The organism is Streptomyces sp. Mut1 (assembly GCF_030719295.1).
In the GTDB taxonomy this organism is placed as follows: domain Bacteria; phylum Actinomycetota; class Actinomycetes; order Streptomycetales; family Streptomycetaceae; genus Streptomyces; species Streptomyces castrisilvae.
In genome coordinates this window covers 2,722,023-2,741,182 of the sequence record NZ_CP120997.1, presented here as the reverse complement: position 1 = coordinate 2,741,182, position 19,160 = coordinate 2,722,023, and the positions used below count along the sequence as shown (strand labels likewise).

Below are 19,160 nucleotides of genomic sequence, written 5' to 3'. Positions count from 1 at the left end.
AGCCGTTGCGGGGCCCCGGGCGGCGCGATGCACTGACCCCCATGAGCAACGATCAGCCGCCGTCCGGTCCGCCGCCCGATGACGACCCGTTCCGGAAGAGGCCGCCGGGGGACCAGCCGCCGCCCTCGGGCTCGCCCTACGACAGCGCGCCGCCTCCGCCGCCGTACGATCCGGGTCCCTACGGGGGCGGCGGGCCGTACGGCGGGGCGGACCCGCTGGCGGGGATGCCGCCGCTCGCGGAACCCGGCAAGCGCATCCTGGCCCGGCTGATCGACTTCCTGATCATCTCGATCCCGCTGTACCTGATCTCGCTGCCCTGGGGCGGCGCGGTCGGGGGGTCCAGCGGCAACGGGAACGACGACAACGTGGGCGACATCTTCGCCCAGACCTACAGCGGGCATCAGCTGATCTGGTCGCTGATCGGCCTGGTGGTCTACGTCGCGTACGACACGTACTTCACGCACAAGGACGGCCGCACCCTCGGCAAGCGGCTGCTGAAACTGCGGGTCGCGATGCTCAACGACGGCCGGGTGCCGGACACCGGGGCCGCCTTCCTGCGGGCCGTGGTGCTGTGGCTGCCGGCGCTGCTGTGCTGCCCGTGCCTGTGGTGGCTGATCAACATCGTGCTGATGTTCACCGACAAGCCCTACCGCCAGGGGCTCCAGGACAAGGCGGCCAAGACCGTGGTGGTGACCGTCAACTGAACGGGCTCAGTGGCGCAGTGAGTGCTCGCGCTGCGTGGCGGTACGCGCGGCGGGAATCCCGCTCCGCAGGGAGACGGGGGCGTCCGTCCTCGCCGGACGCGCCGTGTGCCGTCGGGCCGGCGCGGGTACGGTGACGGACACCAGCAGCCCGAGGGCGAGCGCGACCGTGCCGACGGCGGCGATACCGAGGCCCGAACTGGTCCGGAACAGCAGCAACATGGCCAGGGTCGAGAAGACGACGGTGACCGAACCGTAGAAGAGCTGCGCGGCAGTGGGACGCGGCATGGCGTTTTCCAGTCCTCGGGACGTCGGATGGGCGATCTCTCGACACGGTCGTACTGTCAAGCGACTCTACGACGGTGGATGCCCGCGAGGAACGGCTAGTAAGCGTAACCTAACCCACAGTGCCGGTGCATGGGGGGCGCACGGAGTCATCTCGCGCGCCCGTACCGGGGTCTGACGCGCCGGTGGTTCGCGAACGCTTCGTCCGGATACCGGAATGGTGCTCCTGCATAGTGCACTTGCTCTGTTCAAGTCAAGGTCTGTCTTTTCTCCCGTAACTCCGGTCGAATGGCGTCACTTGTGACGCGTTTCCGCGCGCGGCCTCTCCACACTCCCGGGCCGACGCCGCGGGCGCCGGGGAGGACTGCATCACGTGATCATTAAGAGACGGGCGCTTCGCACCGGAGCGGTTGTCGTGGCCATGGCCGCGACCGCCGCCACCGCATCCGCCTTTGCCACCGCTCAGGCCGATGACCAGGCGTCAGGCGCCCCCGCCTCCATCGAACGCCGGGATCCGGGGTCGGCCGAGGGCAACGCACATAACCTGGAGGGCCCGTTCAGCAAGCAGCAGGACGCCCAGCGTCAGGCCGCTCTGGAACAGGTCATATCCGGCGACAAGAAGGTGTCGCCGCGCGGCGGCTCCAACGTCGTCAAGCTCGACGACAACAAGTACGTCGAACTCGGCCGTGAGAAGACCGACAAGATCTTCACCATTCTGGTGGAGTTCGGCGACCAGGTCGACGACACGACCATGTACGACCCGGACGGCGAGGGCCCCAAGCCCCCCGTCAAGAAGTACGGCGGCACGCCCGGACCGGCGCACAACAAGATAGCCGAGCCGGACCCCAAGAAGGACAACAGCACCGCCTGGCAGGCCGATTACAACCAGGCCCACTTCCAGGACCTGTACTTCGGCGAGGGCGCGGGCAAGAACTCCCTCAAGACGTACTACGAGAAGACCTCCTCCGGCCGCTACTCGGTCGACGGCGAGGTCTCCGACTGGGTCAAGGTCCCGTACAACGAGGCGCGTTACGGCTCGAACTTCTGCGGTTCGACCAACTGCTCCAACGCCTGGGACATGATCAAGGACGGCGTGAACGCCTGGGCCGCCGACCAGAAGGCCAAGGGCCGTACCGCCGAGCAGATCAAGGCGGACCTCGCCCAGTACGACCAGTGGGACCGGTACGACTACGACAACGACGGCGACTTCAACGAGCCCGACGGCTACATCGATCACTTCCAGATCGTGCACGCGGGTGAGGACGAGTCCGCCGGCGGCGGCTTCGAGGGCACCGACGCCATCTGGGCGCACCGCTGGTACGCGTACGGCACCAACGTCGGCGCCACGGGCCCGGCCGAGAACAAGGCCGGCGGCACCGAGATCGGCGACACCGGCATCTGGGTCGGCGACTACACCGCGCAGCCCGAGAACGGCGGCCTGGGCGTCTTCGCCCACGAGTACGGCCACGACCTCGGTCTCCCGGACCTCTACGACACCACCAACACCGCCGAGAACTCGGTCGGTTTCTGGTCCCTGATGTCGGCGGGCTCCTGGCTCGGCACCGGCAAGGACAGCATCGGGGACATGCCCGGTGACATGACCGCCTGGGACAAGCTCCAGCTGGGCTGGCTCGACTACGCCGAGGCGAAGGCCGCGACGAAGTCGACCCACAAGCTGGGCGTCTCCGAGTACAACACCAAGGACAAGCAGGCGCTCGTCGTCACGCTGCCCGCCAAGCCCGTCACCACCCCGGTCACGACGCCCGCGGAGGGCGCCAAGCAGTGGTGGAGCGACATGGGCGACAACCTCAGCAACACGCTGTCCCGCCCGGTCGACCTGACCGGCAAGACCGAGGCGTCCCTGGACCTCCAGGGCTGGTGGGACATCGAGGCCGACTACGACTACCTCTACACCGAGGTGTCCACGAACGGCGGCAGCAGCTGGACCGCGATCGACGGCACCGCCGACGGCAAGGCCATCCCGCGCGACGCCAGTGACAAGCCGGCCCTGACCGACGTCTCCGGCAAGTACCAGAAGCTCTCGTACCCGCTGAACGCCTACGCGGGCAAGAAGATCGACATCCGCTTCCGCTACGCCACCGACGGCGGCGCGGGCGGCGTGGGCTTCGCGGCCGACACCATCTCGGTCACCGCCGACGGTGCCACGCTCTTCAGCGACGACGCCGAGGGCGACGACAACGGCTGGACCAGCGACGGCTTCTCGCGGGTCGGCAAGTCGTTCACCAAGGACTACCCGCAGTACTACATCGCGGAGAACCGTCAGTACGTCAGCTACGACGAGACCCTCAAGGTCGGCCCGTACAACTTCGGTTTCTCCACGACCCGTCCGGACTGGGTCGAGCACTTCCCGTACCAGAACGGTCTGCTCATCTGGCTGTGGGACACCTCGCAGAAGAACAACAACGTCTCGCAGCACCCGGGCCAGGGTCTGATCCTGCCGGTCGACGCGCACGCGAAGCCGCTGACGTGGTCGAACGGCACGATCATCCGCAACAAGATCCAGCCCTTCGACGCGCCGTTCAGCTGGTACCCGACGGACGGCTTCACGCTGCACAACGCCGACGTGGCCACGAAGATCAAGCCGCAGCTCGGCGTGCCGGCCTTCGACGACCGCAAGGGCACCTACTGGTACAAGGAGAACCCGACCGGAAGCGTGAAGGTTCCTGACACCAACACCAAGATCACGATCATCAGCGAGCCGCTCAACGGCTCCACGATGACCGTCCAGGTGGGGTCCTCGACCAAGTAATCCGGCATCACCGCAGGTCACAGCATGATCGGCCGTCGCCCCCTAGCGGGCGGCGGCCGATCGTGTTTAGGTGCCTCTTGTTCACTTTCTTATTGACACGACGTCTCACGGGGGAGCGCGGAAGTATGGCAGGCGGAGGATTCAGCAAGTTGCCGAACGGCAGTGTGGTCGTCGCGATCACCCTGCCGAGACCGGCGGAGTGCGCGGCGGGGGGCACCCCCGTCCGCGTCCTGGTGCACGCGGGCAACCGGGCGCGGGCCCTGACCAGGCTCCGCAACCTGGGCCTGCGCGCCGTCTACCTGCGCGGCAACGCCGAGCCGCCCACGCCGGACGAGATCACCGCCGTCCTGCACCACCCGGACGGCCTCCTGTGGCGCGCGAGACCGGAGCGGGCCCAGGAGCTCTGGCACCCCATCCGCGCCCTCCTGCGGCCCGCCGTGGCGGCCGGACAGGGCTGAGGGAGCCTTCCCGGGCCCCCGGACGGGGCTGTCGCCCTCCGGGGCCCGGACGGGGCCGAGGGCCCCGGGGCCGCTCAGACCACCGGCTCGCCGGTCAGCACCACGCCCGCGTCGCGCATCTCGTCCAGCGCCCGGTCCGTCGTGGCCTCGGCGACACCCGCGGTCAGGCCGAGCAGCACCTGCGTGGCGAAGCCCTCACGGACGGCGTCCAGTGCGGTGGCCCGCACACAGTGGTCGGTCGCGATGCCGACCACGTCGACCTCGCGGACCTCCCGCTCCCGCAGCCAGGCGGCGAGCCCCGTGCCGTTCTCGTCCAGCCCCTCGAAACCGCTGTACGCCGCCGCGTGCGCGCCCTTGTCGAAGACCGTGTCGATCACCCCCGAGGCGACCGCCGGAGCGAAATTGGGGTGGAAGCCCACGCCCTCCGTACCGGCGACGCAGTGCGGCGGCCAGGAGTGCTCGAAGTCCGGCTCCGACGAGAAGTGGTCACCGGGGTCGATGTGGTGGTCCCGGGTGGCCACCACGTACCGGTAGCCGGGCCGGCTTCCGCCGATCAGGTCCGTGATGGCGGCGGCGACATCGGCACCCCCCGCCACGGCGAGGCTCCCGCCCTCACAGAAGTCGTTCTGAACGTCCACGACGATCAAGGCGCGGTGCATGCTGGGTGTCCTTCGGTGGGGGAGCGAGCGGTGGTCACGAGGTGACGGGGGTGGCTTGAGCCTAGGGATTCGGGCGCCGCAATCAAGCGCCCCGGGAAAATTCGGGCCCGCCCGCACCAAACCGGTCCGGGCCGCACAAAATCAAGCCGGGCCGCGCGCATTTCAAGCCCGTCCGGCGATTGAGGACAGAGCGGTCATCCGGACGCACCCGGCACCACGCACCGGCCCCCGGCACCACGCACCCGGCCCACCGCCCCGCCCTCACACGTACTCCGTGGGCAGCACCGGCTCCCCCCGGGACAACTGCATCGCCGACATCGGCAGCCCCGCCCGCGCCGCGATGTGCCGCTCCCGCGCCTCGTCCAGCGGCTCACGCGCGACCACCTCGCCGCCCTTGACCAGCTCCACCAGCAGCTGCTGCCCGGCCAGCTCGTCGGGGACCGGTCCGGTGCCGATCACCTCGGCCTCGGCCACGCCCTCCTCGTCCCGCCGGCGCGCCGCCCACTTGCGGCCGCCCTTCGAGGACTTCGAGCCCATCGACTTCTTCGCCACCGGCCGCAGCTCGTCCGCCGGATCGGCCGAGGCCGCGCGGGCGACCAGCTTGTAGACCATCGAGCAGGTCGGCTGCCCGCTGCCGGTCACCAGCTGGGTGCCCACCCCGTACGCGTCCACCGGCGCCGCCGCCAGCGAGGCGATGGCGTACTCGTCCAGGTCCGAGGTGACCACGATCCTCGTCTCCGTGGCACCCAGCTCGTCCAGCTGCTGGCGCACCCGGTGGGCCACCAGCAGCAGGTCGCCGGAGTCGATCCGTACCGCCCCCAGCTCCGGCCCGGCGATCTCGACCGCGGTACGGACCGCCTCCGTCACGTCGTACGTGTCCACCAGCAGCGTCGTGCCGCGCCCCAGCGAGTCGACCTGGGCGCGGAACGCGTCGCGCTCGGAGTCGTGCAGCAGGGTGAAGGCGTGGGCGCTCGTCCCGACCGTCGGGATGTTGTAGCGGAAGCCGGCGGCCAGGTCGGACGTGGTGTCGAAGCCGCCGATGTACGCCGCCCGGGACGAGGCCACCGCCGACAGCTCGTGGGTGCGCCGCGCGCCCATCTCGATCAGCCCGCGCCCGCCCGCGGCCGCCGACATCCGGGAGGCCGCGGCGGCGATGGCCGAGTCGTGGTTGAGGATCGAGAGGATCACCGTCTCCAGCAGCACGCACTCGGCGAAGGAGCCCTCGACCCGCAGGACCGGCGAGCCCGGGAAGTACACCTCGCCCTCCGGGTAGCCCCAGATGTCGCCGCTGAAGCGGTAGTCGGCCAGGTAGTCCAGGGTCGGCCCGTCGACGACGTCCTGGTCGCGCAGGAAGCCGAGCATCTCGTCCTCGAAGTGGAAGTTCTCCACCGCGTCCAGGACCCGCCCGGTGCCCGCGACGACGCCGTAGCGCCGCCCCTCGGGCAGCCGGCGGGTGAATGCCTCGAAGACCGAGCGCCGGTCGGCGGTGCCGGCCTTCAGCGCGGCCTGCACCATCGTGAGCTCGTACTGGTCGGTGAAGAGAGCTGTCGACGGCACACCGACCCGTCGCCCAAGGTCCGCAGAGTTCATGCCAGGGATGCTACCCCTATTTCGTCAAAGTGACGAGATGGGGGTCCGGGGCCGGGCGCGGCGCGGGGGCCGTTTGTGCGATGGGCCACTGTGAGTGGCAGCATGGGGTAGGTGAGTGTCGCCCCCGTAGAGATCGAACGTCCCGAATCGGCCGAGGAGAACCTCGTCGTCCCCGAGCCCGACGTCCCCTGGGTGACGCTGGTCCACAACGACCCGGTCAACCTCATGAGCTACGTGACCTATGTCTTCCAGGCCTACTTCGGCTACTCCAAGGACAAGGCGCACAAGCTCATGCTCGACGTCCACCAGAAGGGCCGCGCCGTCGTCTCCAGCGGCAGCCGCGAGGAGATGGAACGCGACGTCCAGGCCATGCACGGCTACGGACTGTGGGCCACGCTCACCCAGGACCGCAACTGACCCGCTCCGCACCGCCCCCGTCCGTCCCGCCCGACCACCATCGGAGACAACCCATGGCCGGCCACTTCGAGGCCACCCCCGGCGGCGGCGCGGCCGTCGCGCTCGACGAGGTGGAGATCGCGATCCTGCGCTCCCTCGCCGTCCAGCTGCTGGAACTCATCGGCCCCGGCGACGAGCCCGCCGAGGGCGAGGACCCGCTCGCCGCGCTGTTCACCGAGGGCCCCAGCGAGCCGCCCGCCGACCCGGCCCTGGCCCGCCTCTTCCCCGAGGCGTACGGCGACGAGGACGACGAACTGCGCGCCGCCTCCTCCGAGTTCCGCCGGTTCACCGAGAACGACCTGCGCACCCGCAAGCGCGAGGACGCCCTCGTCGTCGTCCGCACACTGGACGCGCTCACCCCGCAGTCGGAAGGGACCTCGCCCGGCGACTCGGGCAAGGGCGGCGGCGGGCGACAGGAGGGCGGCGCCGCCGTGCTCACCCTCACCGCCGACGAGTGCCGCAACTGGCTCGGCTCCCTCAACGACCTCCGCCTCACCATCGGCACCCGCCTGGAAGTCTCCGACGAGGACGAGGGCGACGAGGGCTCGCTGTACCGGCTCCCCGACAGCGACCCCCGCAAGCCCATGGTCATGGCCTACCTCTGGCTCGGCGCCCTCCAGGAAACCCTGGTCGAGACCCTGATGCGGTGACCGGGCGCGCCCGCGTCACCTGAACGGCCTTTCCCGCGGCGCCCGAACCGCCCCGCCCGCCTTTACTTGTGGTGTCCGCCACAAAACGTCCGCCGGACCGTCGTTGTGCCCGACCCGGTCCGCGGCCGAAAGGCGCGGACCGGCGTGGAGAAAGGCGCAGCCACATGACATCGGCGCAGATCGACGACAAGGAGCCCGACGGCCCGCACGCCGCGGTCGCGGATGCCGCCACCTCCGCCGAGGGATACCGCAGAGCCCTCGGCGCCCGCCAGATCCAGATGATCGCGATCGGCGGGGCCATCGGCACCGGCCTCTTCCTCGGCGCCGGCAAGGCCATCGCCAAGGCCGGACCCAGCCTCGTCCTGGCCTACGCCGTCGCCGGCCTGGTCATCTTCTTCATCATGCGGGCCCTGGGCGAACTCCTCATGTACCGCCCGGTGTCCGGCTCCTTCTCGGAGTACGCCCGCGAATTCATCGGCCCCTTCGCCGGATTCGTCACCGGCTGGACGTACTGGCTGTTCTGGGTCGTCACCGGAATCACCGAAGTCACCGCCGCCGCCCAGTACATGACCTTCTGGTTCGCCATTCCGCAATGGGTGTCGGCCCTCCTCTTCACCGTCATCCTCTACGCCGTGAACCTCATCTCCGTCAAAGTCTTCGGAGAGCTGGAATTCTGGTTCTCGATGGTCAAGGTCACCGCCATCGTCGGCATGATCCTCATCTGCGCCGGAATCCTCACCCTCGGCTTCTCCGACGCCGGGGACACCGCGAGCGTCACCCACCTGTGGTCCGCCGGCGGCTTCTTCCCGCACGGCGTCAAGGGCACCCTGATGACCCTGCAGATCGTGATGTTCGCCTTCCTCGCCGTCGAACTCGTCGGCGTCACCGCCGGTGAGTCCAAGGACCCCCGGACCGTCCTGCCCAAGGCCATCAACACCGTGCCCTGGCGCATCGCCGTCTTCTACGTCGGCGCGCTCGTCATGATCCTCGCCGTGGTGCCCTGGACCGAGTTCTCCGCCGGCGTCTCCCCGTTCGTCGAAGCCTTCGAGAAGATGGGCCTCGGCATCGGCGCGGGCATCGTCAACTTCGTCGTCCTGACCGCCGCGCTCTCCTCCTGCAACTCCGGCATGTACTCCACCGGCCGCATGCTGCGCGACCTCGCGCTCAACGGCCAGGGCCCGGCGCTCTTCACCCGGCTCACCCGCGGCGGCACCCCGCTCATCGGCACCACCTTCTCCGCCGCCCTCATGCTCGTCGGCGTCTGGATCAACTACCAGTGGCCCGGCGAGGCCTTCACCTACGTCGTCTCCTTCGCCACCATCTCCGGCATGTGGGCCTGGATCATGATCCTCATCAGCCAGCTCCGCTACCGCCGCCTCGCCGACCGCGGAGTCCTCCCGCAGTCCGCCTTCCGGGCCCCCGGAGCCCCGTACACCAGCGTCTACGCCCTGGCGTTCATCGCCCTGGTCATCGTCATGATGGCCATCGACGAGGACACCAGGATCTCGCTCTACTGCGCCCCGCTCTGGGCGCTGATCCTCGGCGTCTCCTACCTCGTCCTGAAGTCCCGCGACCCGCAGGGCAAGGCATTCGTCCGCCGCTGAGCGACCCGCCCCCACCAGGGCGTTCCCACGATACGGACCCCCACGTACCACTCCTCGGTACACCGCGGCCCGTCGTCCTATCCTGGGCGCCATGCTGACCATCACCCAGACGCTCCACGACCAGATCGTGGCGCACTCCCGCGCCGACCACCCCGACGAGGCCTGCGGCGTCGTCGCCGGACCCGTCGGCTCCGGCCGCCCCGAACGCTTCATCCCCATGCTGAACGCGGCCCGCTCACCCACGTTCTACGAGTTCGACTCGGCGGACCTCCTCAAGCTCTACCGCGACATGGACGACCGCGACGAGGAGCCCGTGATCATCTACCACTCGCACACCGCGACCGAGGCCTACCCCTCGCGCACCGATGTCACCTACGCCAACGAGCCCGGCGCGCACTACGTCCTCGTCTCCACCGCGGACGCCGACGACGCGGGCCCCTTCCAGTTCCGCTCGTACCGCATCCTGGACGGCGAGATCACCGAGGAGGAAGTCCAGGTCGTCGAGGCGTACCCGGCCGCCTGACCCCGCCCGCACCGCCTCCGCAGGGCCCGGACAGGGCCGCCGCACCCCGGCCCTGTCCACCCAGCGAACACCGAACATCCACCAGGTGAGATCACACTCCGAATCCCCGACCGGGAATCGATACGATGACCGCATGGTTCCCCATGACGTGAGTGACAAGACGCCGGGCACGCTGCTCGTGGCGCGCCTGCACGTCGACCTGTGCCGCCTCTCCAGCGCCATCTGTACGAACCACCGGTCAGCCGGCCGCGAGGCCTGAGCCCGGTCCCGGCGCCGCCCGGCCGGGCGCCACACACCACGCACCGACCCCCGCGCGGGGGCAGAGCCGCGCGCCCCACGCCCACCGCCACCACTCCGCTTCGACAGGAGCCCACGCCATGGCCATCGAGGTCCGCATCCCGACCATCCTCCGCACCTACACCGACGGCGCCAAGGCCGTCGAGGGCAACGGGGACACCCTCGCCGACCTCTTCACGGACCTGGAGAGCCGCCACACCGGCATCCGTGAGCGCATCGTCGACGGCGAGCAGCTGCGCCGCTTCGTCAACGTCTACCTCAACGACGAGGACGTCCGCTTCCTCGACGGCATCTCCACCAAGCTCAACGACGGCGACAGCATCACCATCCTCCCGGCCGTCGCCGGCGGCATGAACTGATGCGCTTCGACAGCCCGCTCGCCGCAGTGGGCAACACCCCGCTCGTCCGCCTGCCGCGGCTGTCACCGTCGGACGACGTCCGCATCTGGGCCAAGCTGGAGGACCGCAACCCCACCGGCTCGATCAAGGACCGCCCCGCGCTCCACATGGTCGAGCAGGCGGAGAAGGACGGCCGGCTCACCCCCGGCTGCACCATCCTCGAACCCACCAGCGGCAACACCGGCATCTCGCTCGCCATGGCGGCCAGGCTCAAGGGCTACCGCATCGTGTGCGTGATGCCGGAGAACACCTCCCAGGAGCGGCGCGACCTGCTCGCCATGTGGGGCGCCGAGATCATCTCCTCACCGGCCGCGGGCGGCTCCAACACCGCCGTCCGCGTCGCGAAGGAACTGTCGGCCGAGCACCCGGACTGGGTGATGCTCTACCAGTACGGCAACCCGGACAACGCGGGCGCCCACTACGCCACGACCGGGCCGGAGATCCTCGCCGACCTCCCCTCCATCACCCACTTCGTCGCGGGCCTCGGCACCACCGGCACCCTCATGGGCGTCGGCCGCTACCTGCGCGAACACGTCGAGGACGTCAAGATCGTCGCCGCCGAGCCGCGCTACGACGACCTCGTCTACGGCCTGCGCAACCTGGACGAGGGCTTCGTCCCCGAGCTCTACGACGCCTCGGTCCTCACCACCCGCTACTCCGTCGGCTCCGCCGACGCCGTCACCCGCACCCGCGAACTCCTCCAGCAGGAAGGCATCTTCGCGGGCGTCTCCACGGGTGCGGCACTGCACGCCGCGATCGGCGTCGGCAACAAGGCCGTCAAGGCCGGCCAGACCGCGGACATCGTCTTCGTCGTCGCGGACGGAGGCTGGAAGTACCTGTCGACAGGCGTGTACACCGCACCGACGACGGAGGCGGCGATCGCCACGTTGCAGGGGCAGCTCTGGGCGTAGCGCCCTCGCGCACCTTGTTCACCCCGGACGCCGGGGACCGGGACCACATCGGTCCGGGTCCCCGGCGTCCGCCGTTTCACGGGGGCGGAACCCCGAAAAGTCAGCCCCTCCGGCGCTTGAGGAGCAGGGTCCGGGGCCGAGCCCCGGTTCCGGGAAGGGGCGGGCAGGGGAACAGGCCCGCCGCAGGCGCGCACCCCACCCCCGCCACCCGAACCGGTGACACCACAGGTGAGTTCCCCCACAACGGCACTCCCCGAAGGAGCGACCAGCTCTTTCGCGCCTTACGCTCAACAAACCGCATCGCCCCGCAAGAACCGCACCGCACGAACCCTCCCCGTTCCCACGTCTCGGAGGTTCACGCTCCATGAAGCTCACCGTCGTCGGCTGCTCCGGCTCGTTCCCCTCCGCGGGATCGGCATGCTCGAGCTACCTCGTAGAGGCCGACGGCTTCAGGCTGCTCCTCGACATGGGCAACGGAGCCCTCGGCGAGCTGCAGCGTTACATCGGTCTGTACGACCTCGACGCCATCTTCCTCAGCCACCTGCACGCCGATCACTGCATCGACATGTGCGCGTACTTCGTCGTCCGGTACTACCCCCACGGCGGCGACCGCCCCGCCCGCATCCCGGTCTACGGCCCCGACGGCACGGAACAACGGCTCACCACCGCCCACGCCGACACCCCGTCCGACCACGCGATGGGCGAGGTCTTCGACTTCCACACCCTGAAGCCGGGCTCGTTCGACATCGGCCCCTTCGCGGTGCGTACGGAGAAGCTCTGCCACCCCGTGGACACGTACGGCATCCGCATCGAGCACGGCGGCTCCTCGCTCACGTACTCCGGGGACACCGGCACCTGCGAGGCGCTGGACGAGCTGGCCGAGGGCACGGATCTCTTCCTCTGCGAGGCATCGTTCGTGCACGGCAAGGAGGACATCCCGGACCTCCACCTCAACGGCCGGGAGGCCGGCGAGCTGGCCGAGCGGGCCGGGGTGGGGCGGCTGGTGCTCACCCACATCCCGCCGTGGACCGACGCGGAGCGCAACCTCGCCGACGCCCGCGAGGTGTTCACCGGGCCGACCGAGCTCGCGGCGCCGGGCGCGGTGTACCAGGTCTGAAGCTCTGAAACGGACACGGGGAAGCCCCTCACCTTCCCGGAAGGTGAGGGGCTTCCCCGTGTCCGTACGGGGACCGGGACCTACTTGGTCAGGTCCTCGATCTCCTCCTCGGGCTCGCGGCCCGGGGTGGTGAGGTTGAACTTGGTGATCGCGAAGCGGAAGACCACGTAGTAGATCACCGCGAAGACGAGCCCGATCGGGATGATCAGCCATGGCTTGGTCGCCAGGTTCCAGTTCAGGGCGTAGTCGATGAAGCCGGCCGAGAACGTGAACCCGGCGTGCACGCCCAGCGCCCAGGTGACGGCCATCGAGATCGCGGTGAGAACCGCGTGGATCGCGTACAGCAGCGGCGCGATGAACATGAACGAGAACTCGATCGGCTCGGTCACACCAGTGACGAACGAGGTCAGCGCCAGGGAGACCATCATGCCCATCACGGCCTTGCGGCGCTCGGGACGGGCGGAGTGCGCGATGGCGATGGCCGCGGCCGGGAGACCGAACATCATGATCGGGAAGAAGCCCGACATGAACTGACCGGCGGTCGGGTCGTGGGCGAAGAAGCGGTTCAGGTCACCGTGCACGACCGTGCCGGCGGCGTCGGTGAAGTCACCCAGCTGGAACCACGAGACCGTGTTGACGAACTGGTGCATGCCGACGGGGATCAGCGCGCGGTTGATCAGGCCGAAGAGGCCGGCGCCGCCGGCGCCGAGACCGGTCATCCACTCGCCGAAGTTGGATATGCCGTCGCCGATGGGCTCCCAGACCAGGCCGAAGAAGACTCCGAAGACCACGCCGACGAAGGCCATGATGATCGGGACGAGCCGGCGGCCGTTGAAGAAGCCGAGCCAGTCCACCAGCTTGGTGCGGTGGAACCTCTGCCACAGGAGCGCGGCGACGAGACCCATCAGGATGCCGCCGAGGACACCCGGGTTGTTGTACGTCGCCGCGGTGTCCTCGCCCTTCTGGATCACCGCTTCGGTGACCGGGAAGGCCTTGAGCACGTTGCTGTAGACCAGGAAGCCGACCAGGGCGGCCAGGGCCGTGGAGCCGTCCGACTTCTTGGCGAAGCCGATGGCGACACCGATGCAGAAGAGCATCGGAAGGTTGTCGAAGACCGCGCCGCCGGCCGTGGCGAACACGGAGGCGACCTTGTGCCAGCCGAGGCCGTCGTCGCCGAATACATCGTCCTGGCCGAGACGCAGCAGGATGCCCGCGGCGGGCAGCACAGCGATCGGCAGCTGAAGGCTGCGCCCCACCTTCTGCAGGCCCTGGAACAGGCCGGAGCTCCGCTTCTTCGCGGGGGCCGCCGAAGCGGTGGCCGTACTCATCAACTTCCTCCAGTAAGCAAGGCGCCGCCGGGGACAGGGGATTTGGGTGGGCGGCGACTCAGGAACGTGACGCGGGGACGCCACGTGGTCTGGACCACTGAGTGGTGTAGACCAGTTGTAGCACGGTGAGGGTTAGATAAGGAACCTGCGATTTCCGACTACTTCGCAGCAGCTACCGGGTACGGACCGTGACACGCGAAAGGCCCCCGGACCGCAAGGTCCGGGGGCCTTTCCGAAGGGGTCGGCGACCCCTTTGACCAGCTACTTCGTGAGGTTCTGCTCGATCTCCTCCTCGACCTCCTCGGGCTCGCGGCCCGGTGTCTGGAGGTTGAACTTGGTGATCGCGAAGCGGAAGATCACGTAATACACGACGGCGAACGCCAGTCCGATCGGGATGATGAGCCAGGGTTTCGTCGCCAGACTCCAGTTGATGACGTAGTCGATCAGACCCGCCGAGAAGCTGAAACCGTCCTTCACGCCGAGCGCCCACGTGACCGCCATCGACACACCCGTGAGCACCGCGTGGATCGCGTACAGAATGGGCGCGACGAAGAGGAACGAGTACTCGATCGGCTCCGTGATTCCCGTCACGAACGACGTCAGACCGACCGAGACCATCATGCCCGCCACCGCCTTGCGCCGGTGCGGCTTCGCGCAGTGATAGATCGCCAGCGCCGCCGCCGGCAGCGCGAACATCATGATCGGGAAGAAGCCCGTCGTGAACTGACCGGCCGTCGGGTCGCCCGCCAGGAACCGGTTGATGTCACCGTGCACGACCGTCCCATCCGGCTTCGTGAAGTCACCGAACTGGAACCAGACGAACGTGTTCAGGAACTGGTGCATGCCGATGACCAGCAGCGCGCGGTTGGCGATACCGAAGATGCCCGACCCCAGCCAGTTCAGGTCCACCAGCCACTTCGAGAAGCTGATCAGACCGTCACCGATCGGCTGCCACAGCCAGGCGCACAGCGCGGCGAAGAGCAGACCGACGAACGCCATGATGATCGGGACGAGCCGGCGGCCGTTGAAGAAGCCCAGCCAGTCCACCAGCTTCACCCGGTGGAACCGCCGCCAGAACCAGGCCGCCATCAGCCCCATCACGATCCCGCCGAACACCCCCGGATTCTGGTACGCGGCCGGAGTCACCGTCGCGTCGCCCGCGACACACGTACCGAACCAGACACCACCCGATACGAACGTCGACCCCTTGTCGCAGTCCACCGGGAACGCGTGCAGCACCGCGTAGAACACGAGGAAGCCCGTCACCGCGGCGAGCGCCGTCGAACCGTCCGCCTTCCGCGCCATCCCGATCGCCACACCGACGCAGAACAGCAGCGGGAGCCCCAGCCCCGAGTCCAGCAGCGCACCGCCCGCCGCCGCGAACACCTTGGCCACGTTGTTCCAGCCCAGACCCTCGTCGCCGAAGACGTCCGGCTGGCCGAGCCGGTTGAGAATACCGGCCGCCGGCAGTACGGCGATCGGGAGCTGAAGACTGCGCCCCATCTTCTGGAGGCCCTGGAAGAGGCCGTTCCACCACCGCTTCTGTGGGATGGCGGCTTCGCTGCTGGAGCTCATCGGCGTCCTCCCGGAACAAGCCTCATTTGGCGGTCGTCGCAGACTGGTGTAGACCAGTTGCGGTACGGTGCGGAGCCCGCTCGCGGGGCAGGGCGCCGGTGATCGTCATCATTGGTGACGGCCGGGGCGCTCGCTAGCGAAGTTGGGCCAACCGTGAGTTACCGTGACGAAACGGACCCACGGTGGGCCGTCGCATGTACGGGAAGAACCAGGGAGAAGGCCATGGCCAGCAAGGCTGAGAAGATCGTCGCCGGGCTCGGCGGAATCGAGAACATCGAAGAGGTCGAGGGCTGCATCACCCGCCTGCGCACCGAGGTCCACGACGCGAGCAAGGTCGACGAGGCCGCGCTCAAGGCCGCCGGCGCCCACGGCGTTGTCAAGATGGGCACCGCGATCCAGGTCGTCATCGGCACCGACGCCGACCCGATCGCGGCCGACATCGAAGACATGATGTGACCCACCGCTGAACCGGTCGGCCCTCGGCCGACACCGCCGGACCCCGCCGGCCGGCACCCCGCAGGCCCCGCCCCGACCAGGGCGGGGCCTGCGGCGCGTACCACCCCCGCGCCGGGGCGCCCCGCACCCCGGCGGGCACGGGCTCCGCACCCCGGCGGGCACGGGCTCCGCACCCCAACGGGCACGGGCTCCGCACCGCCCCCGCGCCGGGATTCACGCCTCCCCGCACCCGCTAGGCTCGACGCCATGTCTCGTATCGACGGCCGCACCCCCGACCAGCTCCGCCCCGTCACCATCGAACGCGGATGGAGCAAGCACGCCGAAGGTTCCGTACTCATCTCCTTCGGCGACACCAAAGTCTTCTGCACCGCCTCCGTCACCGAAGGCGTACCGCGCTGGCGCAAGGGCAGCGGCGAAGGCTGGGTCACCGCCGAATACTCCATGCTGCCCCGCTCCACCAACACCCGCGGCGACCGCGAATCCGTACGCGGCAAGATCGGCGGCCGCACCCACGAGATCAGCCGCCTCATCGGCCGCTCCCTGCGCGCCGTCATCGACTACAAGGCCCTCGGCGAGAACACCATCGTCCTGGACTGCGACGTCCTCCAGGCCGACGGCGGCACCCGCACCGCCGCCATCACCGGCGCCTACGTCGCCCTCGCCGACGCGATCGCCTGGGCCCAGGGCAAGAAGATCATCAAGCCCGCCCGCAAGCCGCTGACCGGCACCGTCGCCGCCATCAGCGTCGGCATCGTCGACGGCACGCCGCTCCTCGACCTCTGCTACGAGGAGGACGTACGCGCCGAGACCGACATGAACGTCGTCTGCACGGGCGACGGGCGCTTCGTGGAGGTCCAGGGCACCGCCGAGGCCGAGCCCTTCGACCGTACGGAACTGAACGCGCTGCTCGACCTCGCCACCGCCGGCTGCGTCGACCTCGCGCGCTTCCAGAACGACGCCCTGGCCGCCACGCTCGGCGCGTAGGACCGGCCCCGGAGCAACCAACTCCCTCTCCCACGGCGTCGATACGCATACGGGCGCACGGGTCGAACCGTGCGCCCGTCCGCGTATCCGCACCCGGGGAGGGACCACACCATGGCCGCGCGCCACCGGCACCACCGCACCGCACTGGCCGTCACCGCCGCGCTCCTCACCGTCACCGCGGCGGCGGGCTGCGGCGCCCTCGACAAGACACTCGACTGCGTCCGCACCGCCGACGCCATCGCCACCAGCGTCGACAACCTCCAACGGGCCGTCGCCAACGCCTCCAGCGACCCCACCCAGGCGTCCGAGGCCCTGGACGAGATCCAGAAGGAACTGGGCAACCTCGGCGACAAGACGGACAACGCCGACCTCAGCAAGGCCGTCGACGATCTCCGGTCCGGCGTCACCAACGTCCGCGACTCCATCGACAAGGGTGACGCCACGCCCGACATCACCCCGGTCACCGACGCCGCCAAGGAGATAGGCAAGGTCTGCACCCCGTGAGCGACCGGGACGGACACGGCGATAATCGACCCATGACCCGTCTCATCCTCGCCACCCGCAACGCCGGCAAGATCACCGAACTCCACGCGATCCTCGCCGACGCGGGCCTCACCCACGAACTCGTCGGCGCCGGCGCGTACCCGGAGATCCCCGACGTCAAGGAGACCGGCGTCACCTTCGCCGAGAACGCCCTCCTCAAGGCCCACGCCCTCGCGCAGGCCACCGGCCACCCCGCCATCGCCGACGACTCCGGCCTCTGCGTGGACGTCCTCGGCGGCGCCCCCGGCATCTTCTCGGCCCGCTGGTCCGGCACCCACGGCAACGACCGCGCCAACCTGGACCTGCTCCTGGCCCAGCTCTCCGACATCGACGCCCCCCACCGCGCCGCGCACTTCGCCTGCGCGGCCGCCCTCGCCCTGCCCGACGGCACGGAACGCGTGGTCGAGGGCCGCCTCACCGGCACCCTGCGCCACACCCCCGCCGGCGGCTACGGCTTCGGCTACGACCCGATCCTCCAGCCCGACGGCGAAACCCGCACCTGCGCCGAACTGACCCCGACCGAAAAGAACGCGATCAGCCACCGCGGCAAGGCGTTCCGGGCACTGGTGCCGGTGGTGCGGGAACTGGTGGGCTGACGCCCTTTGCGAACGCAGCAGGCCCGACTCGTCGCTGTTGCGAGTCGGGCCTGCCGATGGGGTGCGCGAGGAGGGACTCGAACCCTCACGCCGCTAGGGCACTGGTACCTAAAACCAGCCTGTCTCACCAATTCCAGCACTCGCGCCTCCCCGGCAGTCTACAAGGGGAGGCGCCGTCGGCCCGAGGGTTTAGGGCGTGCTCGTCTCTTTGGCGCGTCGGTTGCGACACCATGTCTCGGTGAGCGCATGGCAGTTGGGGCACAGATAGCGAAGGTTCTCGGCCCGGTTGTCGAGCCAGTTACCGTTGATGTGGTCGATCTGAAGCGTGAAGGACTGCCTCAGCCACTTCCCTCTGTTGCCGCAGGACGCGCACCGGTAGGCGACGCCGATCTCCTGCAGAGCGCGGTGAAGCCTTTCCCGGTTCGTGCGTCCCGACCCCGGCGGTCTGATAACCAAGGTCGTCGGCGCGATAGCCCTGGGCTTACGCGCTTGTGGCACTGCCCAGGCGCGGCGCTTGAAGTGGCTCGTGTCGAGCTCCAGTCGAAGAACCATGCGTCGTACGCGGCGGTGATTCGTGTCGTTGACCTCAAGACGGAGCGCGCGCATGACGTCCGCGTAGCTCGTGGCTTGCGGGAGGGCGCTTCTCAGTGCGGCCTCCGGAATGGCGAGACGTGCGTTACGGAAGTGGGAGGTGTTGATGCCTCTCCTGCGGAGCAGGGCGGCCAGGGCCGAGCGCGACTGGCTGTCGTCGCCCATTCCCAGGATTCTGGCCGCTCCGCGCACGCTGTCGGCAGTCAGCGCCGCGACCTGTAGTTCCTCCGTGGTGAAGATCAGATCCAGATGTGGGCGATTCATCCCGGGGAAGTGGCTGACATCGATTCCCGCCGCTTTGATGCGGCGGCTTATGTGAGACAGTGCGCCGGTCGCCGGTGGTGCGCCGAGTTTGACCACGACCTCACGCAGTGACGAGGACGATGCGACAGCCTCAGCGATCGCCGAGTCCGGGTACTTTCGCCATGGGCTGCGCTTCGTGAAGTGGGCTGTGTCCAGCTTGTGTCCGGCTACCTTCTCCTGGAGCACGCGCCGCTGGCCGCCGCTCTTCTTGAGCCCGAGCCGACGCATGAGGTCTGTCCAGTTCGTCGCCTCTGCGACAGCCTCGGCGAGCCGTTGCCGTTCGTACGCGTCAGACATGTCGCTGCCTCGTTGAGACGCCGCCTCTGCCGTTCGGCACTTCGCATGTGCACCGGACCTTCACGTTC

At 69.1% G+C, this 19,160-nt stretch carries 21 protein-coding genes and 1 tRNA gene; 15 read left to right on the top strand and 7 right to left on the bottom strand.

Going from position 1 to position 19,160, the window contains the following annotated elements:
- Positions 1-41 precede the first annotated feature (41 nt).
- The gene (locus P8A18_RS11680; RefSeq protein ID WP_306053950.1) at positions 42-704 is read left to right on the top strand and encodes an RDD family protein; all 663 of its coding nucleotides are present in this window, start codon (positions 42-44) and stop codon (positions 702-704) included.
- A gap of 6 nt (positions 705-710) precedes the next feature.
- Here P8A18_RS11680 and P8A18_RS11675 read toward each other — a convergent pair whose 3' ends face one another.
- Positions 711-989: a hypothetical protein gene (locus P8A18_RS11675; RefSeq protein WP_306053948.1), complete on the bottom strand. Its 279-nt coding sequence runs from the start codon at positions 987-989 to the stop codon at positions 711-713.
- A gap of 370 nt (positions 990-1,359) precedes the next feature.
- On the opposite strand from P8A18_RS11675, the gene P8A18_RS11670 reads away from it, so the two are divergent.
- Both P8A18_RS11670 and P8A18_RS11665 read left to right on the top strand, forming a co-directional pair.
- Complete coding sequence (locus P8A18_RS11670; RefSeq protein ID WP_306053946.1) at positions 1,360-3,756, top strand: immune inhibitor A domain-containing protein; 2,397 nt, start codon at positions 1,360-1,362, stop codon at positions 3,754-3,756.
- 125 nt (positions 3,757-3,881) lie between these two features.
- On the top strand, positions 3,882-4,214 hold the full coding sequence (locus P8A18_RS11665) for a hypothetical protein (protein WP_199783877.1): 333 nt from the start codon (positions 3,882-3,884) through the stop codon (positions 4,212-4,214).
- Positions 4,215-4,288: 74 nt separating this feature from the next.
- On the opposite strand, the gene P8A18_RS11660 is transcribed toward P8A18_RS11665, so the two are convergent.
- A complete protein-coding gene (locus P8A18_RS11660) occupies positions 4,289-4,873 on the bottom strand; it encodes an isochorismatase family protein (RefSeq protein ID WP_306053944.1) in 585 nt (194 codons plus the stop codon).
- 261 nt (positions 4,874-5,134) lie between these two features.
- Positions 5,135-6,463 carry a nicotinate phosphoribosyltransferase gene (locus P8A18_RS11655; RefSeq protein ID WP_306053941.1) on the bottom strand — a complete coding sequence of 443 codons (1,329 nt, stop codon included), beginning with the start codon at positions 6,461-6,463 and terminating at the stop codon, positions 5,135-5,137.
- A 111-nt stretch (positions 6,464-6,574) separates the two neighbouring features.
- Here P8A18_RS11655 and clpS point away from each other — a divergent pair, with 111 nt between their 5' ends.
- The 8 genes from clpS to P8A18_RS11615 all read left to right on the top strand — a co-directional run bounded on the left by clpS (position 6,575) and on the right by P8A18_RS11615 (position 12,419).
- The gene (clpS, locus tag P8A18_RS11650; protein WP_018555894.1) at positions 6,575-6,880 is read left to right on the top strand and encodes an ATP-dependent Clp protease adapter ClpS; all 306 of its coding nucleotides are present in this window, start codon (positions 6,575-6,577) and stop codon (positions 6,878-6,880) included.
- A 53-nt stretch (positions 6,881-6,933) separates the two neighbouring features.
- Entirely contained in the window at positions 6,934-7,569 is a 636-nt protein-coding gene (locus tag P8A18_RS11645) for a DUF2017 domain-containing protein (RefSeq protein WP_306053937.1), read from the top strand.
- Positions 7,570-7,733: 164 nt separating this feature from the next.
- Positions 7,734-9,173, top strand: coding sequence for an amino acid permease (locus P8A18_RS11640; RefSeq protein WP_306053935.1), 1,440 nt, complete (start codon positions 7,734-7,736; stop codon positions 9,171-9,173).
- Between the two features lie 91 nt (positions 9,174-9,264).
- Positions 9,265-9,696: a M67 family metallopeptidase gene (locus tag P8A18_RS11635; RefSeq protein WP_306053933.1), complete on the top strand. Its 432-nt coding sequence runs from the start codon at positions 9,265-9,267 to the stop codon at positions 9,694-9,696.
- A gap of 133 nt (positions 9,697-9,829) precedes the next feature.
- Positions 9,830-9,955, top strand: coding sequence for a putative leader peptide (locus tag P8A18_RS11630; RefSeq protein ID WP_018555890.1), 126 nt, complete (start codon positions 9,830-9,832; stop codon positions 9,953-9,955).
- A 118-nt stretch (positions 9,956-10,073) separates the two neighbouring features.
- Positions 10,074-10,352 carry a MoaD/ThiS family protein gene (locus P8A18_RS11625; RefSeq protein ID WP_018555889.1) on the top strand — a complete coding sequence of 93 codons (279 nt, stop codon included), beginning with the start codon at positions 10,074-10,076 and terminating at the stop codon, positions 10,350-10,352.
- Complete coding sequence (locus tag P8A18_RS11620) at positions 10,352-11,302, top strand: PLP-dependent cysteine synthase family protein (protein WP_306053930.1); 951 nt, start codon at positions 10,352-10,354, stop codon at positions 11,300-11,302. The genes P8A18_RS11625 and P8A18_RS11620 overlap by 1 nt, the downstream gene beginning before the upstream one ends.
- A gap of 364 nt (positions 11,303-11,666) precedes the next feature.
- The gene (locus P8A18_RS11615) at positions 11,667-12,419 is read left to right on the top strand and encodes an MBL fold metallo-hydrolase (RefSeq protein WP_306053928.1); all 753 of its coding nucleotides are present in this window, start codon (positions 11,667-11,669) and stop codon (positions 12,417-12,419) included.
- An 80-nt stretch (positions 12,420-12,499) separates the two neighbouring features.
- On the opposite strand, the gene P8A18_RS11610 is transcribed toward P8A18_RS11615, so the two are convergent.
- Entirely contained in the window at positions 12,500-13,747 is a 1,248-nt protein-coding gene (locus tag P8A18_RS11610) for a PTS transporter subunit EIIC (RefSeq protein WP_306053926.1), read from the bottom strand.
- A gap of 261 nt (positions 13,748-14,008) precedes the next feature.
- Complete coding sequence (locus P8A18_RS11605; protein ID WP_306053924.1) at positions 14,009-15,322, bottom strand: PTS transporter subunit EIIC; 1,314 nt, start codon at positions 15,320-15,322, stop codon at positions 14,009-14,011.
- Positions 15,323-15,436: 114 nt separating this feature from the next.
- On the opposite strand from P8A18_RS11605, the gene P8A18_RS11600 reads away from it, so the two are divergent.
- The 4 genes from P8A18_RS11600 to rdgB all read left to right on the top strand — a co-directional run bounded on the left by P8A18_RS11600 (position 15,437) and on the right by rdgB (position 17,901).
- A complete protein-coding gene (locus tag P8A18_RS11600; RefSeq protein WP_371933662.1) occupies positions 15,437-15,778 on the top strand; it encodes a PTS sugar transporter subunit IIB in 342 nt (113 codons plus the stop codon).
- Positions 15,779-16,024: 246 nt separating this feature from the next.
- Positions 16,025-16,762 (top strand): ribonuclease PH, encoded by a 738-nt coding sequence (rph, locus tag P8A18_RS11595; RefSeq protein WP_306053922.1) that lies wholly within the window; start codon positions 16,025-16,027, stop codon positions 16,760-16,762.
- A gap of 111 nt (positions 16,763-16,873) precedes the next feature.
- Entirely contained in the window at positions 16,874-17,266 is a 393-nt protein-coding gene (locus P8A18_RS11590; protein ID WP_306053920.1) for a DUF8711 family protein, read from the top strand.
- A gap of 32 nt (positions 17,267-17,298) precedes the next feature.
- Positions 17,299-17,901 (top strand): RdgB/HAM1 family non-canonical purine NTP pyrophosphatase, encoded by a 603-nt coding sequence (rdgB, locus tag P8A18_RS11585; RefSeq protein WP_306053919.1) that lies wholly within the window; start codon positions 17,299-17,301, stop codon positions 17,899-17,901.
- A 62-nt stretch (positions 17,902-17,963) separates the two neighbouring features.
- Here rdgB and P8A18_RS11580 read toward each other — a convergent pair.
- Together P8A18_RS11580 and P8A18_RS11575 are read right to left on the bottom strand one after the other, a co-directional pair.
- Positions 17,964-18,047: transfer RNA gene (locus P8A18_RS11580), tRNA-Leu, on the bottom strand.
- A 43-nt stretch (positions 18,048-18,090) separates the two neighbouring features.
- On the bottom strand, positions 18,091-19,092 hold the full coding sequence (locus P8A18_RS11575; protein WP_306053917.1) for an HNH endonuclease signature motif containing protein: 1,002 nt from the start codon (positions 19,090-19,092) through the stop codon (positions 18,091-18,093).
- Positions 19,093-19,160 lie beyond the last annotated feature (68 nt).

Coding starts and splice junctions, on each gene's coding strand:
- P8A18_RS11680 (WP_306053950.1), top strand. CDS start 42: ATGAGCAACGATCAGCCGCCGTCCGGTCCGCCGCCCGATGACGACCCG.
- P8A18_RS11675 (WP_306053948.1), bottom strand. CDS start 989: ATGCCGCGTCCCACTGCCGCGCAGCTCTTCTACGGTTCGGTCACCGTC.
- P8A18_RS11665 (WP_199783877.1), top strand. CDS start 3,882: ATGGCAGGCGGAGGATTCAGCAAGTTGCCGAACGGCAGTGTGGTCGTC.
- P8A18_RS11660 (WP_306053944.1), bottom strand. CDS start 4,873: ATGCACCGCGCCTTGATCGTCGTGGACGTTCAGAACGACTTCTGTGAG.
- P8A18_RS11655 (WP_306053941.1), bottom strand. CDS start 6,463: ATGAACTCTGCGGACCTTGGGCGACGGGTCGGTGTGCCGTCGACAGCT.
- P8A18_RS11645 (WP_306053937.1), top strand. CDS start 6,934: ATGGCCGGCCACTTCGAGGCCACCCCCGGCGGCGGCGCGGCCGTCGCG.
- P8A18_RS11640 (WP_306053935.1), top strand. CDS start 7,734: ATGACATCGGCGCAGATCGACGACAAGGAGCCCGACGGCCCGCACGCC.
- P8A18_RS11635 (WP_306053933.1), top strand. CDS start 9,265: ATGCTGACCATCACCCAGACGCTCCACGACCAGATCGTGGCGCACTCC.
- P8A18_RS11630 (WP_018555890.1), top strand. CDS start 9,830: ATGGTTCCCCATGACGTGAGTGACAAGACGCCGGGCACGCTGCTCGTG.
- P8A18_RS11625 (WP_018555889.1), top strand. CDS start 10,074: ATGGCCATCGAGGTCCGCATCCCGACCATCCTCCGCACCTACACCGAC.
- P8A18_RS11620 (WP_306053930.1), top strand. CDS start 10,352: ATGCGCTTCGACAGCCCGCTCGCCGCAGTGGGCAACACCCCGCTCGTC.
- P8A18_RS11615 (WP_306053928.1), top strand. CDS start 11,667: ATGAAGCTCACCGTCGTCGGCTGCTCCGGCTCGTTCCCCTCCGCGGGA.
- P8A18_RS11610 (WP_306053926.1), bottom strand. CDS start 13,747: ATGAGTACGGCCACCGCTTCGGCGGCCCCCGCGAAGAAGCGGAGCTCC.
- P8A18_RS11605 (WP_306053924.1), bottom strand. CDS start 15,322: ATGAGCTCCAGCAGCGAAGCCGCCATCCCACAGAAGCGGTGGTGGAAC.
- rph (WP_306053922.1), top strand. CDS start 16,025: ATGTCTCGTATCGACGGCCGCACCCCCGACCAGCTCCGCCCCGTCACC.
- P8A18_RS11590 (WP_306053920.1), top strand. CDS start 16,874: ATGGCCGCGCGCCACCGGCACCACCGCACCGCACTGGCCGTCACCGCC.
- rdgB (WP_306053919.1), top strand. CDS start 17,299: ATGACCCGTCTCATCCTCGCCACCCGCAACGCCGGCAAGATCACCGAA.
- P8A18_RS11575 (WP_306053917.1), bottom strand. CDS start 19,092: ATGTCTGACGCGTACGAACGGCAACGGCTCGCCGAGGCTGTCGCAGAG.